This window comes from Dietzia aerolata (assembly GCF_014144865.1).
Classification (GTDB): Bacteria; Actinomycetota; Actinomycetes; order Mycobacteriales; family Mycobacteriaceae; genus Dietzia; species Dietzia aerolata.
In genome coordinates this window covers 1-16577 of sequence record NZ_JAALDM010000076.1, presented here as the reverse complement: position 1 = coordinate 16577, position 16577 = coordinate 1, and the positions used below count along the sequence as shown (strand labels likewise).

At 68.4% G+C, this 16577-nt stretch carries 16 protein-coding genes; 6 read left to right on the top strand and 10 right to left on the bottom strand.

All coding sequences use genetic code 11. The annotated features are described in order from the left end of the window. The 8 genes from G6016_RS05635 to G6016_RS05600 all read right to left on the bottom strand — a co-directional run. Positions 1 to 236: Mur ligase domain-containing protein (locus G6016_RS05635; RefSeq protein WP_241729802.1), on the bottom strand; the 236-nt coding region annotated here is incomplete at its 3' end. Continuing rightward, positions 233 to 1792: a UDP-N-acetylmuramoyl-L-alanyl-D-glutamate--2,6-diaminopimelate ligase gene (locus G6016_RS05630; RefSeq protein WP_182631707.1), complete on the bottom strand. Its 1560-nt coding sequence runs from the start codon at positions 1790 to 1792 to the stop codon at positions 233 to 235. The genes G6016_RS05630 and G6016_RS05635, both read right to left, overlap by 4 nt. 74 nt (positions 1793 to 1866) lie before the next feature. After that, entirely contained in the window at positions 1867 to 3780 is a 1914-nt protein-coding gene (locus G6016_RS05625; RefSeq protein WP_182631706.1) for a peptidoglycan D,D-transpeptidase FtsI family protein, read from the bottom strand. A gap of 25 nt (positions 3781 to 3805) precedes the next feature. After that, entirely contained in the window at positions 3806 to 4612 is an 807-nt protein-coding gene (gene ftsL, locus G6016_RS05620; protein ID WP_182631705.1) for a cell division protein FtsL, read from the bottom strand. Further along, positions 4609 to 5631 carry a 16S rRNA (cytosine(1402)-N(4))-methyltransferase RsmH gene (gene rsmH, locus G6016_RS05615; protein WP_182631704.1) on the bottom strand — a complete coding sequence of 341 codons (1023 nt, stop codon included), beginning with the start codon at positions 5629 to 5631 and terminating at the stop codon, positions 4609 to 4611. Before rsmH ends, ftsL begins: the two co-directional genes overlap by 4 nt. 171 nt (positions 5632 to 5802) lie before the next feature. After that, a complete protein-coding gene (locus G6016_RS17665) occupies positions 5803 to 6279 on the bottom strand; it encodes an MraZ-related protein (RefSeq protein WP_182631703.1) in 477 nt (158 codons plus the stop codon). Positions 6280 to 7140: 861 nt separating this feature from the next. Further along, positions 7141 to 7560: an SCO2097 family morphological protein gene (locus G6016_RS05605; RefSeq protein ID WP_182631702.1), complete on the bottom strand. Its 420-nt coding sequence runs from the start codon at positions 7558 to 7560 to the stop codon at positions 7141 to 7143. A gap of 173 nt (positions 7561 to 7733) precedes the next feature. Then, positions 7734 to 8201 carry an SAV_6107 family HEPN domain-containing protein gene (locus tag G6016_RS05600; protein ID WP_182631701.1) on the bottom strand — a complete coding sequence of 156 codons (468 nt, stop codon included), beginning with the start codon at positions 8199 to 8201 and terminating at the stop codon, positions 7734 to 7736. A 110-nt stretch (positions 8202 to 8311) separates the two neighbouring features. Between G6016_RS05600 and G6016_RS05595 the strand changes: the two genes are divergently transcribed. Genes G6016_RS05595 through G6016_RS05585 form a run of 3 tightly spaced genes read left to right on the top strand, consistent with a single transcriptional unit; the run spans position 8312 to position 11206 of the window. After that, the gene (locus G6016_RS05595) at positions 8312 to 8893 is read left to right on the top strand and encodes a GNAT family N-acetyltransferase (protein WP_182631708.1); all 582 of its coding nucleotides are present in this window, start codon (positions 8312 to 8314) and stop codon (positions 8891 to 8893) included. A 1-nt stretch (position 8894) separates the two neighbouring features. Beyond that, positions 8895 to 10481 (top strand): FAD-dependent oxidoreductase, encoded by a 1587-nt coding sequence (locus G6016_RS05590; RefSeq protein ID WP_182631700.1) that lies wholly within the window; start codon positions 8895 to 8897, stop codon positions 10479 to 10481. Then, positions 10478 to 11206: an LppM family (lipo)protein gene (locus G6016_RS05585; RefSeq protein ID WP_380022966.1), complete on the top strand. Its 729-nt coding sequence runs from the start codon at positions 10478 to 10480 to the stop codon at positions 11204 to 11206. The genes G6016_RS05590 and G6016_RS05585 overlap by 4 nt, the downstream gene beginning before the upstream one ends. 117 nt (positions 11207 to 11323) lie before the next feature. Here the strand turns inward: G6016_RS05585 and metF are convergent, their stop codons facing one another. Continuing rightward, the gene (gene metF / locus G6016_RS05580; protein ID WP_182631699.1) at positions 11324 to 12301 is read right to left on the bottom strand and encodes a methylenetetrahydrofolate reductase [NAD(P)H]; all 978 of its coding nucleotides are present in this window, start codon (positions 12299 to 12301) and stop codon (positions 11324 to 11326) included. Between the two features lie 105 nt (positions 12302 to 12406). Here metF and G6016_RS05575 point away from each other — a divergent pair, with 105 nt between their 5' ends. Both G6016_RS05575 and mptB read left to right on the top strand, forming a co-directional pair. Beyond that, positions 12407 to 13477 carry a polyprenyl synthetase family protein gene (locus G6016_RS05575; RefSeq protein ID WP_182631698.1) on the top strand — a complete coding sequence of 357 codons (1071 nt, stop codon included), beginning with the start codon at positions 12407 to 12409 and terminating at the stop codon, positions 13475 to 13477. A gap of 116 nt (positions 13478 to 13593) precedes the next feature. Beyond that, entirely contained in the window at positions 13594 to 15093 is a 1500-nt protein-coding gene (gene mptB, locus G6016_RS05570) for a polyprenol phosphomannose-dependent alpha 1,6 mannosyltransferase MptB (protein WP_182631697.1), read from the top strand. Between the two features lie 33 nt (positions 15094 to 15126). Here the strand turns inward: mptB and G6016_RS05565 are convergent, their stop codons facing one another. After that, the gene (locus G6016_RS05565; protein ID WP_338403531.1) at positions 15127 to 15495 is read right to left on the bottom strand and encodes an Rv2175c family DNA-binding protein; all 369 of its coding nucleotides are present in this window, start codon (positions 15493 to 15495) and stop codon (positions 15127 to 15129) included. Positions 15496 to 15614: 119 nt separating this feature from the next. On the opposite strand from G6016_RS05565, the gene G6016_RS05560 reads away from it, so the two are divergent. Next, the coding region (locus G6016_RS05560) for a protein kinase domain-containing protein (protein ID WP_241729800.1) at positions 15615 to 16577 on the top strand (963 nt) is incomplete at its 3' end.

Here is a 16577-nt window from a genome sequence, read left to right as displayed (position 1 = left end):
CCGTCGGCCCCGTCGACCTCGCGGGCCACGAGCGCCGCCGCCGCTCCGGAGCGCAGGGCGCCGGCGACGTAATCGTGGCCGTCGACCCGCTCGCCGGGCAGCGCCAGGAACAGCCCGCCCTCCCCGATGCGCCGGGAGTCGAACTCGACGGTTCCGGTGACGGCGGTGGACGGGTCACCTCCGACCAGGTGACCGCCGACGATCTCGGCGATCTCACCGAGGGTGAGGTCGATCATGACGTGCTGTCCTCCGTCTCGCCCTCCAGGGCGGTGTGTCCAAGGCGTCGAACGAGTTCTTCCGCGGCGCGCGCCCGGTCGTCGAACGGGTACACGGTGCCGTTCACTTCCTGGCCCGTCTCGTGGCCCTTCCCGGCGATCACCACGACGTCCCCCGTGCGGGCCCAGTCGATCGCGGCGCCGATCGCGGCACCGCGGTCACCGATCTCCTCGACCCGGGTGTTCTCCCCGGCCGCGGACTCGGCTCCCCTGCGGACCGCCGCGCGGATGGTGGCGGGGTCCTCGGTGCGTGGATTGTCGTCAGTCACCACCACGAGGTCCGCGACGTCGGCCGCGGCCGCGCCCATCAACTCGCGTTTGGCGGAGTCGCGGTCGCCGCCCGCACCGAGAACGACGGCGATGCGGCCCTGGGTCTGGGCACGGACGGACGTGAGCACCGCCGCGACCGCCCCGGGCTTGTGCGCGTAGTCAACGAGGACCCGGAAGTCCTGCCCGCGGACCACCGGCTCGAGACGGCCCGGAACCCGCACCCGGGTCAGACCCACGGCGGCGGCCCTCACGTCCACGCCGAGAGCGTCGACGGCGGCCAGGGCGACGAGCGCGTTGGCGACATTGAACCGGCCCAGGATCGGCAGTTCGACCTCGACTGTGAGCCCGTGCGGACCGTGGACTATGAATGTCTGCGTCCCGTACTCGGTGGTCTGGGACTCCCCGGCCGTCCAGTCGGCGTCCGCACCGACCACTGCCGACACGGTGGCGGCGTCCGGGCGCATCTCGGCCAGGCGCCGACCCCAGTCGTCGTCGATCACCACGACGGCCTTCGCCGCCGGGGACACGTGCGAGCCGGGGTCGGCTGCGGTGTCGAAGAGTCGGCACTTGGCCCGGAAGTAGTCCTCCATGTCCGGGTGGAAATCGAGGTGGTCCTGCGAGAGGTTGAGGAATGCGCCCACCGCGAAGCGGGTGCCGTCGACGCGGCCGAGGCGCAGTGCGTGGCTGGAGATCTCCGCGGCGACCGCGCGGGCGCCGTCCGAGCGCATCCGGGACAGCAACGCCTGGAACTCCGGCGCCTCCGGCGTGGTGAGCCTGCTGGGCAGTGCCCGGCCGTCGACGCGACTTCCGGTGGTCCCGATAATCCCGGCGACCGCACCTGCGCCCTGCAGGGCGGCCTCCACGAGGTAGGAGGTGGTGGTCTTGCCGGACGTGCCGGTGATCCCGACGACGTCGAGGTCTACGGACGGATTCCCCGTGACGAGCGCGGACGCCGAACCCAGCACAGATCGCGGTTCCGGGTGGACCAGGACGGGCAGTCGGTCGGCGACGGACGCGAGCAACTCGATGCCCGCGGGGTCGGTGAGGATCGCGGCCGCTCCGGCCTCGACGGCGGTGGCGCCGAACGACGCGCCGTGAACCCTCGCGCCGGGCAGTGCGGCGAACAGGATTCCGGGACCCGCGTCCTGTGCCCTGATGGTGGCGCCGACCAGGTCGACGTCCGCCCCGGCCCGGTGCCCCAGCACCTCGGCATGGACCTTCTCGGCCAACTGTGCAGCTGTGATCATCGCCTGTTCTCGCCCTGCCCTTCCTGCTCGCGCCCTCCCGTGAACTCGCTACACGCTACCCTGCCCGGGTGCGGTCACTGCGCCTGCAGGATCAGTTCCCGGGCGGGGGCGGACGGCGGGATATTGTCCCTGTTGACCAGCCACGAGGCGATGTCGTGGAACAACGGCGCGGCGGAGGCGCCCAGCACGCCGCGCTGCGGCGCGTCGAGCATGATCGCGATCACATACTCAGGGTCATCCGCAGGCAGGATGCCAGCGAACGTGATCCAGTACCGCGAGTTGGAGTAGCAGGAGCACCCGGGGTCGATCTGCTGGGCGGTCCCGGTCTTGCCGCTGATCTGGTAGCCGGCGATCGCGGCTTGCGGGCCGGTGCCGGCCTGTGCTCCGGGGCCGGACTGGACGACGGCGCGGAACATGTCTCGCACGGTGCGTGCGGTCTCCTCGCTGACGACCCGCTCACCCTCGGGCCGGTCGGGTACAACGCTGGTGCCGTCGGGGCCGATCTGTTCGGCCACGACCCGGGGCGGCACGCGCACACCGTCGTTGGCGATGGTCTGGTAGATGCCCGCCATCTGCAGCGTGGTCATGGACAGGCCCTGTCCGATCGGCAGGTTGGCGAAGGTGCCGCCCTGCCAGTTCTGCAGGTCGGGAACGAGTCCCTCGGACTCGCCCGCGAGCTCGATACCGGATTTCTGGCCGAGCCCGAACTTCTCCAGGTATTCCGAGAACGACTGCTTGCCCACCCGCTGGGCGAGCATCAGGGTGCCGACGTTGGAGGATTTTCCGAAGATTCCCGTGGTGGTGTACGGGGTCGGCCCGTGCTGCCAGGCGTCGGAGACCGTGACGCCCTCCATGCTGATGCTTCCGTCGACGGAGTGGACTTCCTCGGGATCGGTCAGTCCGGCCTCGATCGCCGCCGACGCGGTGATGATCTTCTGGACCGAGCCGGGCTCGAAGGGCGAGGTCACCGCGGGGTTGCCGAGGTCTGCTCCCCGCTCGAGTTCCGCGCCGATACCCACCGCTGGGTTGAAGGTGTTGTCATTGGCCATCGCCCGGACCTCACCGGTCTTGGCATCCAGCACCACGGCGGAGGCGTTTTCGGCGCCTGAGGAGTCCTTCGCCGACTGGATGGCCTTTTGCACGTGCCACTGCAGGTCGGCATCGAGGGTGAGCCGGATCGTGTCGCCGTCCCGCGGCTCGGAGACGTTGCGCAGGGTGCCCGGGATCATCGTGCTGTCCTGCGCCCGGTCGTAGGTCTGCCGGCCGTCCTCGCCATCGAGTGCGTCGTTGAAGAACGCCTCGATCCCCTGGAGGCCGATGAGCTTGCCCTCGTCGCTCTGGGTCGTCGCCCCCACAACATTCGCGCCGAGCGCGCCGCCGGGGTATTCACGGATGTCGACTCGTTCGGCGCCGATCATCGGGAACTTCTTGGTGATGGCGTTGGCCTGGGTGACGTCCACGTTGCGGACCAGGTAGGTGAAGCCACCGTTCGAGTTGAGTTTCGCCTCGATCTCGTCGCGGTCGACGGCATCGCCGAGGAGGGATTCGAACTCGTCCGCGATCTCGTCGGCTAGTTCGTCCCAGGTGGGCTTGGTGCTGTCCAGTTCGCGCCGGGCTTCGGCGTTGTCCTGCTCGACCGCCGGCTGGATGGACAGGTCGCGTGCCTCGCGGGTGAAGGCGATCGGGTCTCCGCTCACATCGACGATCGCGCCGCGGGTGGCGGGAAGCACCTGGTGCACCTGTCGCTGGCTTTCGGCGCGTGCTGCGAGTTCGGTTCCGCCGATCGTCTGCACCCACAGCAGTTTGACCAGTGACACCACCATGATGAGAACGAACAGTGTCCGCATGAAGGTGAACCGATTGTCGGTGGACGCGGTGGTGCGGATCCGTCCGGACCTGTTCGGTGTCCGCCCGACTGCCGGCTGCCCGCCGCGCGGGTTGCCCGAGGGGCCCCCTCGGCCCCGTCCCGGGGTGCGTCGATCGGTCATCGGGTGGCCTTTCGGGTTCTAGCGATCAGTGGGGCTGTCCGGGAACGGGCGCCAGGGTGGCGACCTCACCGGCGGGCGGTGTGGGTGCGGAATTGTCCGGTTGGGCTTCGGGCTCCGCTGGCGCGGCGGGCGCCGGCGGTGGAACGGGATCCGCCATCGGGGCCGGCGGTGCGGCCAGTGCCGGTGGGGCGGCCTGCGGCGGGTACGGGACGGGCGCGACTCCTCGGGGTGCCCTGTCCTGAGGAGCCTGGGCGGGCGGTGCGCCGAACCCGTCACGGTCCGACGACTCTGACGGCTCGGACGCTACCGGAGCAGGCTGGAGTGGCTTGATCGGCGCGCCGAGCTTCGCCTCCGGCTCTCCGACGATCTCGATGACACCGTCTGAGCCCCGCGTGAGGATCGGCGCACTCGCGACGCCGACCATGCCGAGCTTCTCGGCGCGCTGTGCCAGCACCTCGGCCGACCGTGCTCGCTCGTTGGAGGCCTGGAGTGACTCCATCCGTTCCACCAGTTCGACGTTGCCGTCCCGGGCGGTCTTGAGGTCGTAGGTGTCCTGCGTGGTCTGTGCCGCCAGCATCAGGGTGCCGCCGACGCCGGCCCCGATGATGAAAAGGAGGACGACGACGAAGGGCACTCGTGACGCGAGTTCTGCTGCACTCAGGCGTTCGGCCGGCACGACCACCGTGCGGCGTCCGCGAACGGATCGGGTGACCGGCTTGCGTCGAAGACCGAGCGCACGCCGTTCGCGGGCGGGGGTGCCCACTTCCCGGACCGCCGGGTCGGTGTCCTCGGGGCGGCTGTCGACCTCGGGCGTGTCGATGATGCTCGTCATGGGGTTCTCCCGTCGATTCGCCGGACGCATCGCACGCGGACTGACGCCGAGCGCGGGTTGTGGTCGATTTCTGTGGGTGACGCCTTTTCTGCTCCGCGGGTTACCGCCGCGAATTCCGGGCCATGGCCCGGGAGTTCGACCGGGAGCCCGGCCGGAGTTCTCGACGCCGTTCGGGTGGACAGCTCTCGCTTGACGATCTTGTCCTCGAGCGAGTGGTACGACATGAACACCGCTCGACCACCGAGGCGGAGCAGATCCAGGTATCCGGGAACCGCGTTCTCCACGGCCTCCAGCTCGGCATTGACCTCGATCCGCAGCGCCTGGAATACGCGCTTGCCAGGATGACCGCCGGTGCGGCGGGCTCCCTGCGGAATCGTGTCGTAGAGCAACTCCACGAGCTCGGTGCTGGTGCGAAGTGGGTCCGACTCGCGCCGGCGGACGATCGCGGAGGCGATCTGCCGCGCGAACCGCTCCTCCCCGTACACCCGGAAGATCCGGGCCAGCTCATCGCGTGAGTAGTCCGCGAGAATGTCTGCCGCTGTCGGCCCGGTGGTGGGGTCCATCCTCATATCCAGCGGAGCGTCGACCGAATAGGCGAAGCCTCGGTCGGCCACGTCCAGCTGCATTGAGGAGACACCGAAGTCGAGGAGGATTCCGTCAATCGTCGGGCCTACACCGTCCCGCGAGTCCTCGGGTAGGGCGGCAACCACGGCGTCGAAATCATCAAAACGCGCGTGAACCGGGGTGAACCGCTCCCGGTAGGCGATGAGTCTCCGGGTGGCCATCTCGAGCGCGTCGGGATCCCGATCGACTCCGAGGACGCGGAGCGTCTCGAATTCTGCGAGCAGGTGTGAGGTGTGCCCTCCCAGCCCGAGGGTGCCGTCCACGAGGACTGGTTGACGATCTTCTTCGACCGCGGCCTCCACCACTGGGCGGAAGAGTTCGATGGTCCGCTCGAGGAATACCGGTATGTGACCGGAGCGTGCGGCGGCGCGGTCGGCATCGGGCTCTGCTGCCATCTCGCCTCCTCGCATCCGGATGGTCTGTGCGCTCCGGTTGTGGTGGAGCCCCCTGGTCCCCGTCCGGTACCCACCTGGCGTTGGGGAAGTACGTCAGGGTGGTGCCGGGCAGGGGCCGGGGGGCTCCGTCCGTCGTGCGGTCCTTCTTCTTTCTGTGCCCACTCCCCCGGATCAGAATTCGATCCCGAGCGAGGTGCCCTCCATTTCGGAGAACACGGGCAGGTTCTCTTCGCTGTAGCGGTCCCACGCTTCGGCGTCCCAGACCTCAAGGCGTTCCCCGAGGCCGTTGACGACGCAGTCTTTTCCAAGACCCGCGTATTTCCGCTGACTCGCCGGGATGGAGATCCGCCCCTGCGAGTCCAGTTGCTGGACTTCCGCACCACTCACCAGGAGCCGGAAGAACGCCATGTGCCTCTCACTGAGGTTGGCGGTCGGCCGGACCTTTCTGACCAGCGCGTCGAACTCGTCTTCAGGGAAAACCGACAGCGTGTTGGTGAACCACCCACACACCACGACCCCGTCCGCCAGGCCAGGCCTGAATCTCGCGGGGATCGTCAGCCGCCCCTTGTCATCGAGCTTGGGACGGTGTGTCCCGTACCCGACGAAGGCTCGTTCACGTCCGGAGTCGACGGAGTCGGTGTCGGTCACCCGCCACCTCCTGAGGGATCAGGCCCTTCGAGCTCCTTGCGTGCCCCACTCTACCCCACAATGCCCCACATACAAGGCTTGAGCCCCACTTCGCCCCACAACTCTTCAAAACAGCAGGTCACAGCGGACAATCTTGAGCTCAGTTTATCCGACACGCCGCCGTTTCCCGTCCGAGTGCCGCCCGGACCGAGACAACTACCGCGCCCAATGTGGCATAAATTTAGCAGTGGGACATGAGTGACACTTACCGTGGGAGAAAGTGGGGAACTTGGGGAGATCCCTCAAAAGACCAGGTAGAAGCGAGATGTCCCTGCAAGGCGGCAGCGTGAACCTTCATCGATCGCAGGTTCTCCGACCCCCATCGCATGTCGGCCGAGGCCGGGCCTCGTCACTGCTGGCCTATTCCAGCTCCCAATCCACCCCTGAGTCGGATGGGCTCTTCGGTCGACCGACGCCGTGATCGCTTGTTCCCCTGGCAGAGCCTTTGGACAGTCCCCGCAGGTCACGGCATAACTGTTCGGCCAGTGCTTAGCAGACGGACCAGACTACGTGGGTCTCTACTCGCGATAGCTGGCGACTTTCGGCAGCACGTGGGACCCGGTGGGAGCCGTTACCTCCGGGTGGGTGCCAGTGGGGCACGAGCACTCTCGGTGGGGCCAGGTGGGGAACGGCAGTGCCCGGTGGAGACCAGCGGGCAATCGCTTCACGTGGTGGGGGCAGATGGGGTGCGTGACCGCTAAGTGGCGGCAAGTGGGGCGAAGCTCAGATCCAGGTGACGCACCGGGCGGAGCTGGGCAAAGTGCGGCCAAAAAAACGAGGGACGAGCGCGTATGCGCTCGTCCCTCCCGAGAAGCTAGTCGCCTACGGCTCCTGCTCAAAGCGGCGACGGAATCGATCTTCCATCCGGGCGGAGTAGGACTTTCCGCTATTGGAACTGGGGGTGGCCGCGCCACCTCCACCGCGAGCCCGGGGGCTGCCGGACTTCTTGGTGCCGGGAATCGACGTAGATGGTGACGATCGCAAGACGAGGACGCCGGCCGCGAACATCACAAGGAAGCCCAAGAGGCTGATGATCGGGAAGCCGCCTGGCTTGAAGTCGAGCGCGAGACCACCGACGAGGAGTACCAATCCGAGGATGCCGAGTCCCAGGACAAGTCCGGTGGGCCGACGGACGCCAGTCGCGCCGGTCTTGCGGACGGACGACGCGAACTTGGGGTCGTCGGCATAGAGCGCGCTCTCAATCTCCTTGAGCATGCGCTGCTCGTGCTCGGACAGGGGCACTTCGACCTCCTTTGTGTGCTCGCGTTGACGAGCGTGGCCGGCAGGGTCGGAAAGTACCGACCGGTTTGGGGTAAGCCGGTCAAGGCTCTCCCCATCATACGAGGGCAACGCCGCCGTGACCACTGCGATTCCCGGTAAGCGTCGGAATCCCCCCACCCAGGTCCTTTACCAACTCAGGCGGCAGGTCCGAGAACTCCCAATCTCTGATCCACCAGATCGAGGAATCGACCGACAGCCCAGAGGAAATCATCGGCCATCCGAGGTGACACCGTCCGCGGCAGTCCGTCCTCCACCGCGGCTGCAAGCGTGGAGTAGCCACCGAATGCGACCGCCCATTCACGCAGTTCAGGGATCTCATCGCCGAGCCGGTGCCAGACATCCGACGGCCCGCGCTTCCGGCCTCTGGGAAGGAGCAGTGCGCCGGCAGCGTAGCGGGCCGCCCGGTAGGACTCGACAAACCGCTCCTCTGGAGTCGACGCCGACACCGCTCGACCGCGATGCGCTTCCGCTCGCTCGGCTCGCAACAGTGGCGCCCGGGTCGGTGGCGCCTCCTCGTGGGATTCCCGGCTGTTCGGTGTCCGCCGCTCGAATGCCCTCGAAGCCCCGCCGCCGGCAACCCTCAATCCACTGACGTTGTCCATACCCTCTGCACCACCAATCTCGGCTGTTCCTCCGCTGTGATTCGCACGCTATCCCCGGGGTACGACACAACCCGGGGCGTCTGAGGCGTACTCGTGGTGAGATGGACCGGATGGACACGGTGATCACCCGGCTCGATGCGGCCGACTTCAGAGATCGACTTCCCGAAGCGCTCGGGGTCTACGTCGACGCGATGGGATACCCCCGACAGGTGATCCGTTCGCGCGCTGCGGCTTGGATGGAGCACAGTCGCCGCGATGGCTGGTCGGGTGTGGCGGCATTCGAAACACCCCGGCGACGGCTACTCGGTCCGTCGCGGGGCCCCCTCGTCGCGATCTGCTACGGCTATCGCGGGGCACCCGGTCAATGGTGGTACGAGCAGGTGTCCCAAGGACTCCGGAGCCGGGACCTCACCTTGCCGGAGGATTATGTGGAGTTGACCGAACTCCACGTCGCCCCCTCACATCAGGGACGAGGTATCGGCACACAGCTACTGCGCACGTTCCTGGCTGATCGACCGGAAGGATCTGTGCTGCTGTCTACTCCTGAAGTGCAGGAGGAGAACAACGGGGCGTGGCGGTTGTATCGCTCGTTGGGTTTCAGTGACGTTCTGCGCTCACATCGGTTCGAGGGGGACGCCCGCCCGTTCGCGGTTCTCTCCCGATCCCTCCCCCTCCCAGATCAGGAGCGCTGAGGTGGGTTCACATCATGACGTGGTGGTGATCGGTTCCGGCCACAACGGCCTGACCTGCGCCGCCTATCTCGCCCGTGCCGGGGTCGATGTCCATGTGGTGGAGAAGGACTCGGTGATCGGCGGGGCCACGTCGACTGTCGAGCGTTACCCGGGACACCTGACCGACCGAGGGTCCTCAGCCCATCTGATGATCCGGCACACCGGCATACCGGAGGAACTCGAGCTGGAGGCCCACGGCCTCCGCTACGTCGACTGCGACCCCTGGGGGTTCGCACCGGCACCACCGGGTTCGGGTGAACCCCCGATTGTCTTCCACCGCGACCTGGACGCGACATGCCAGAGCATCTCCGATGCCTGCGGCGCCGAAGACGCGAGGGCGTACCGAGCATTCGTCCGCCGATGGGGAGTCCTGGCCGCTCGCATGATGAAGGGCTTCGCGGTGCGGCCCACCGCAGCTGGCCTGGGCTCCGCCTTTCTCGGCAGGGAGGACCTGCGCGACCCCTTCGGGGCAGTACAGACGTTCTTGTCCTCCGGAGACGCTCTCCTCGACGCCTCGTTCACCTCGGAGCGGCTCAAGGCTGCACTCTCGTGGTTCGGTGCCCAGTCCGGTCCCCCGATGTCGCATCCCGCCACTGCACCGATGATCGGATTCGCGGCCCTGATGCACACCATCCCGCCGGGCCGTGCAATCGGTGGTTCCGGAGCACTGGCAGATGCACTCGCCTCTGTCGTACGTGCCCACGGCGGCACGATCACCGCCGGTGCGGGCGCAACCGCGATCAGCAGAGCCGGTAGCGGATGGCAGGTCGAGACCGAAGGTGGCTCGACGCTCACCTGCTCCGCGGTCGTCGCCGCCTGTCACGTCCACACGACGTTGGACCTGCTGACGGAGGTGCTCCCGGCTTCCAGGTTGGACGGTTGGCGTCGACGGATCCGCCCCGGATTCGGACTGGGCATGGTGGTGCGACTGGGGACCACGGACCTGCCCCGCTACCCCGACGTCCCCACCGAGTTGAGCGCGCACGGCCTCCAACTGCTCGTCACCGATCGTCGGCACCTCGACCGCCGGTACGGGGTCGCCGCTGCCGACGGACTGGACGCCGATCCCGCGGTTCTGGCGATGAGTTTCAGTTCCCTGGACCCATCACTGGCACCGGAAGGTCGGCACGAGCTCACGCTGTGGTCCCAATGGCATCCACGACATCTCGCTGACGGCCGAAGCTGGTCAGAGGCGGGCCCGGCCGAAGCCGACCGGATCATCGCCGCGGCCGATCGCTTCGCACCAGGACTGGCCGACTCCATCGTCCATCGGCACGTCCAGACGCCAGAAGACCTCGAGCAGGAGCTGGGATTGATCGGCGGGAACGTGATGCACGTCGAAATGTCGCTTGACCAGATGCTCCCGATGCGTCCCCACCCGGATCTACGTGGTCACACCATGCCCGGCGCGGACGGGATCTACCTCGCCGGAGCATCGACACATCCCGGCGGTGGCGTCATCGGAACCAGCGGAAGGACCGTCGCACGCCTTGTCGGCCGCAAACTCGGCACGTCGACACGCCGCCGACGCGGGGCACGGGCAGAATGACGGACGTGACCGCACCGCACCTGACCGACCCTGCACCTGCCACCGGTGGACGTTCGCCCCTGGCCCGGCGGCTGATCGGTGTCTCAGCACTGGTCACGATGATGTTCGTCCTCACCGGCTGTCTGCAACTCAACGCGCAGATGAGCGTCCGTAAGGACGACACCGTGTCTGGCCGCATCCTCATCGCGGCCGACCAGCCCGCTCAGGCTGCTGCCCTGGACCGACTGGGGACACCGTCCGGGCTTGAAGAGAAGGTCCGGATCACGCCGTATTCGGCGGACGGGTTCACAGGGCGGGAGATCTACTTCACCCAACTAACCTTCGCCGAGATGGACACGCTCTCCCTGGCCGTGGACATCGAGGGCGCGCGGCCCTACACCATGAGTTTCCGGCGAAGCGGGGACACCGTCACCTTCAGCGGCTCAGTCGACCTATCGGGGCTGCCCGCGGACCGGGCCGAGTCGGCTACCACCCGGGTCGACCTGACGTTCCCCAACCGGATCAGTGAAACCAACGGGACGATCGGTGCCGGGAACTCCGTCAGTTGGGAGCCGGCGCCGGGGTCCATCACCAGGATGCAGGCGTCGTCGTCCTACCCGGATCCCGCGGCCCGCGGTTTCGCCGTATGGATGATCGTGGGAATCGGCGCGGCGCTGTTGGTGGCCATCGGCACCGTACTCGCGGCGCGCACATCACGCGCCCGGGCCGACCGCCTCTCCCGCTAGAGGCCACCAAGAGTCGCCCCTGCCCCGCGCCAGACGACTGTGTTCGGGCTGACCCGGGCGGTCAGAGCAGGATTGCTGGGCGGCGCGGGCTCTGTGAGCCCGCGCCGAAACCCAACATCAGAGAGATGTGGCCGCCACGTCGGACGCGGGCGCCATCGACAGGTTCGCAAGCACCTCGTGCGTGGCACGCGAGAAATTCAGCGTGTTGAAATGCAGGCAGGGCGCGCCCTCTGCGATCAATCGCTCACACAGATCAGTGGCGAACTCGATACCCACCTCACGTACGGCGGCCCGATTCTCCTCCGGTCCATCGCCGGCTGCGAGTCGCAGCTTCTCCGAGAGTCCCTCCGGCAGTGCACAACCGGACAGCTCCACCATCCGGCGGACCACCCGCAGACTCGTGACCGGCATCAGGCCGGGGATGATGGGCTTTGCGCCCTGCTCCGGATCCGCAGCAACCACGCGGTCTCGAAGCCTCAGGTAATCGTCGATATCCCAGAACATCTGCGTGATCGAGTACTCGGCACCGGCCCGCAGCTTGCCGACGAGGACCTCCGTGTCGTGGTCCAGGTCTCGGGCCCGATAGTGCCCTTCGGGGAACGACGCCACGCCCACGTGGAAATTACCCACCTCGTGAATGAGGCGGACCAGCTCTTCGGCGTAACGCAGGCCCTCCGGGTGGGCGGTCCACTCGCCGAGCGGGTCCCCGGGCGGATCGCCCCGCAGGGCGAGAATGTTTGACACCCCGACCTCGCCGTACATGCGGATCATCTCCCGCAACTCGTCGGCGGTATGGCCGACGGCGGTGAGGTGGGCGATCGGCAGGATGTCGGTCTCGCGCACGATGCGCTCCACCACCCGGACAGTCCGGTCGCGAGTGGAACCGCCGGCGCCATAGGTGACGGACGCGAATGCTGCACCGAGCTCGGAGAACACGGACGCGGCACGCCAGAGCCGTTCCTCCGCCGCCTCGTCACGAGGCGGATAGAACTCCACGGAAAACGGAACCCTCGGGGTGGTCGACGCAGCGATGCGATCGACGATGCTCGGGTGTCGGCCGCCGTCCGTCGGGTCGAAGTCGGGTAGCTGGGTCACCGGACCAGCGTAGCCCGACACGCACCGGGGCCAATTTCGGCCCGGAGTCTAGGATCGACGTCGACGAGGGTGGCCGGATCGGACGCCCGGAAGGGATGGTGCCCGTTGGCCTCAGCGACTCGCCCCGACGACGCGGAACGCGTGCTAGACGCGCTGCGTCAACACCTCGACGGGCGGCGTGACGTCGTGGCCGGCGTGGACGACCGGGTGGGCCGACTGGCCGGCCTGCTGTCCGATTTCGTGACGGACGGCGGCAAGCGGATGCGACCGCGATTCGCACTCGCCGGGTGGACCGCCGCGGTTCAGGACACCGGTCAGATCCCCGACGAGGTCATCACCGCGTGCGCCGCTCTCGAACTCATCCAGGCATGCGCGTTGGTTCACGACGACATCGTCGACGCCTCCGACACCCGCCGCGGACGTCCGACCGTGCACCGCTCGGCCGAGGCACTACACGTCAAGGCCGGATGGAAGGGAGACGCCGAACGCTACGGGACCTCCCAGGCCATCCTCCTCGGCGATCTCGCACTGACCTGGGCCGACGAGATGTTCGTCACGTCAGGGGTCAGTCCAGAGGCCCTGTCGCGGGCACTGGCCCCCTGGTACGCGATGAAAACCGAGGTCCTGTCGGGTCAGATGCTCGACGTCCTCGCCGAGGCCTCGTCCGCCACCGATGAGGCGACCCCGGCGAAGGTGAACCGATTCAAAACCGCCGCCTACACGGTCGAACGCCCGCTCCACATCGGCGCCGCACTGGCCGACGCGGGCCCGGAGACCGTCACCGCACTGCGGGAGTTCGGGGTGGCCGTGGGGCAGGCGTTCCAGCTCCGCGATGACCTGCTCGGAGTGTTCGGGGACCCGGAGGTGACCGGAAAGCCCTCCGGCGATGACCTGCGTGAAGGTAAGCGCACACTGCTGCTCGCCCGCGCGATGACCCTCGCGCCGCAGGACGACGTCGACTTCCTGCTGGGGGTGATCGGCACTGAGGTCGACGCAGCCGAACTCGACCGCGCCCGGACGATTCTCGTCGACTCCGGCGCCGTCATCTCCATCGAGGCGGAGATCGACGCCCTGACCAGCCGGGCGCTGCAGGCGATCGAGACCGACGCGATCACCGATCAGGGTCGGGACACTCTCAGGGACCTCGCCGCGGCCGCCACCCGACGTCAGGCCTGATCGTGCCCTCGGGGAGCGACACGGAACCCACGCCTTCAGGGGCGCCGGCGACGCCGGAAACGCCAAAGTCGCCGGAGCCGGCGGAGACGTTGGAGACGGCGGGGGCATCGACTCGGATGCGTCCCGCAGGTGCCGCACAGGCGATCGTGCGCTCGGCACGCGCTGCGTTCGCCGGCCCCTCCGGACCGGCACTGTGGCGCGGGATCGTCGGATCGATCCTGCTCACCCTCGCCGGCTTCGGAGTGGGAGCGCTGCCCGTTGACGGGGGACCCGCGGTCGCGCTGGGACTGGCCGGGTACACGTTCGGGCACGGTGCCACCCTGGCGATGATCCTGTGCTGGGCCGGGGTCGCCCTCCTGCTCACCTCCTGGCTCGCGCTCGGACCACGTGCGACGGCCGGCCGCCTGCCCGTCGGTGACGCGGCCTGGGCCACCGCACTGTGGTCGCTTCCCATGCTTCCCGCGATCCCCCTGTTCAGCCGCGACGCCTGGTCCTACCTGGCCCAGGGCGCGATGACCGGTGCGGGCGTCGACCCCTACGAGTTCGGCCCGGAGGCCAATCCGGGCGCCTTCACCACCGAGGTCAGCCCCGACTGGCAGTCCACCGCCACGCCGTATGGGCCTCTACACCTGTCGCTGATGCGGATCATCGTGGCCATGTCCGGTGGGCACCCCGAGGTCGGAATCCTGATCCTGCGCGTGGTGACCCTGGCCTGTGTCGCCGCGATGCTCGCGCTGATCGTGGCCGCCGCCCGACGCGTGGGCGTCGATGCCGGGGCGGCCGTCTGGATGGCCGGCGCCTCACCACTGACCGTCATCCACCTGTCCGGCGGGCTGCACAACGAGGTCGTTCCCCTCGTCGCCTGCCTCGCCGCAGTCGTCCTCACCCTCGACCGGCGCTACGCGTGGGCCGGCGTCCTGATGGGTCTGGCCGTGGCGTTCAAGGCCACCGCCGTCATCGTGGCGCCGTTCCTGCTGTGGATCGCCCTGGACCGGCGTCGACACTCCGCCGGCGAAGGCCGGTTCGGGAGCCGTCCCGTCATGGGAGCGATCGCGGATACCGCTCTGGCCGCCGTGGTGGCCATCGTGGTGTTCGTGGTGGCGACCGTCGCGTCCGGCACCGGATTCGGCTGGGTCAACGCGATCTCGGTCTCTGACCGGGTCATCAACTACCTCAGCGCCCCCACCGCTGTGGCCCACCTGATCCACGCGTTGCCGGGGACCGCCGGATTCGCCGACATCCTCGCCGTGTCCCGGGACATCGGGCGCGTCGTACTGGCGATCGCCCTCGTCGCCGTGTGGTGGTGCTTCCGCCGCGACACCCGCACGGCGCTGCGCGGAATCCTCGTGGGACTACTGGTGTTCGTGTTGCTGAACTCGCTGGCCTGGCCCTGGTACTACGTTTGGGTGACGGGGTTCTGGTTCCTCGGTCGACCCGGCCCACGCGCCACGACCGGCGCGGTGGGGGTGACGGCCTTCCTCATCATGGCGATCGGACCCAACGGATCGACCAGTCTCTACAGCCCGGTGATCACCGGGATCGCCGTCCTCGCGGCCATCGCGTCCGGATGGTGGTGGTGGCGCGCGACCGCCGACAGCAGAGTGTCGACACGCTGAGGGCGCCGCGGGTGACCGATCCGCCGGAGAGGATCAGAACGCCATCGCCTGAGCGCGCCGCATGACCTCGCGCGCACGGTGGCCGTGGAGGGCGTCAGCCGGCCGACCCGGCAGCGAATCGTCCTCCTCGAAGAGCCACTTCAGGATCTCGCCATCGTCATATCCGCCGTCCCGGAGTACCGCCACCAGTCCGGGGAGAAAGCGGGCGACCTCGTCGTCGTCGTCAAAAAATACCTCCGGCACCACCAGGACGCCCGCGCGCCGGACGGCGAGCAGCGCCCCGTCGCGCAACAGGTCGTGCACCCGGGTGACCGGGATGCCCAACCGCTCGGACACCTCGGGAAGATTGACGGTCTCGACGTCGGCGGGCAGGACGTCGTCACTGTGCGGAACGGTACTCACGTCACCCAGGCTAGTCCCCCGACGCACCAGCGGCACCACCGCGACATCTCCCCCACCCACCGCCGTTAACAACACGCCAGGCATACCGCTCCGGGGACAGGAGGGGCAGAATGGACCACATGAGCACTCACGATGGGCCGATTCCGAGGCCGGGCGCCCTGCTCGACGGGCGATACCGGCTCGATGCCGTGATCGCCCGCGGCGGCATGTCCACGGTCCACCTGGCCACGGATGAGCGGCTCGACCGTCATGTGGCGGTCAAACTGCTCGACCCGACCCTCGCCGGGGATCGTGCGTTCGTCGACCGGTTCACCCTCGAGGCGCGCTCCGCGGCCAAGCTCTCCGACCCGGGCATCGTGCAGGTCTTCGACCAGGGCGTCGAGGGTGACACGGCGTTCCTCGTCATGGAACTCGTCCCCGGCGGCACCCTGCGCGAACTCCTCGACGAGCGCGGCCCCATGCCGCCCTACGCGGCCGCCGCCGTGCTACGCCCCCTGCTCGGCGCCCTTCGCGAGGCGCACGACGCCGGGCTGGTGCACCGCGACATTAAACCGGAGAACGTCCTGATCTCCACCAACGGTGCCGTCAAACTCGCCGACTTCGGGCTGGTCCGCGCCGTCGCCGAGTCCCGCGCCACCTCCAGCAGCGTGGTGATGGGCACCGCCGCCTACCTCTCCCCCGAGCAGATCTCCGGCGCCGACACCGACGGCCGCTCCGACCTGTACTCGCTCGGCGTCCTGGCCTACGAGATGCTCACCGGGGAGCCGCCGTTCAGCGGTGACAACAACATCGCGGTGGCCTACCGGCGTCTCGACACCGACGTCCCCGCCCCGTCGGACCAGTCCGACACCGTCGCCGAGGACCTCGACCACCTCATCCTGCGCGCCACCCGGCGCAGCCCGCAGGACCGCTACCCCGACGCCGGCGAGATGCTGCGCGAGCTCGACCAGGCCGCGCGGGAGGGCAAGTTCCCCGACTACGTGGTCCCCGCGCCGAGCCACTCGTCCTGGTCGCGCGCGCGGGCCAACGCCGCGCGGAAGGCCCCCGGCGGCGAGTCCGAGTTCGACGCCGCCGATCGAGAA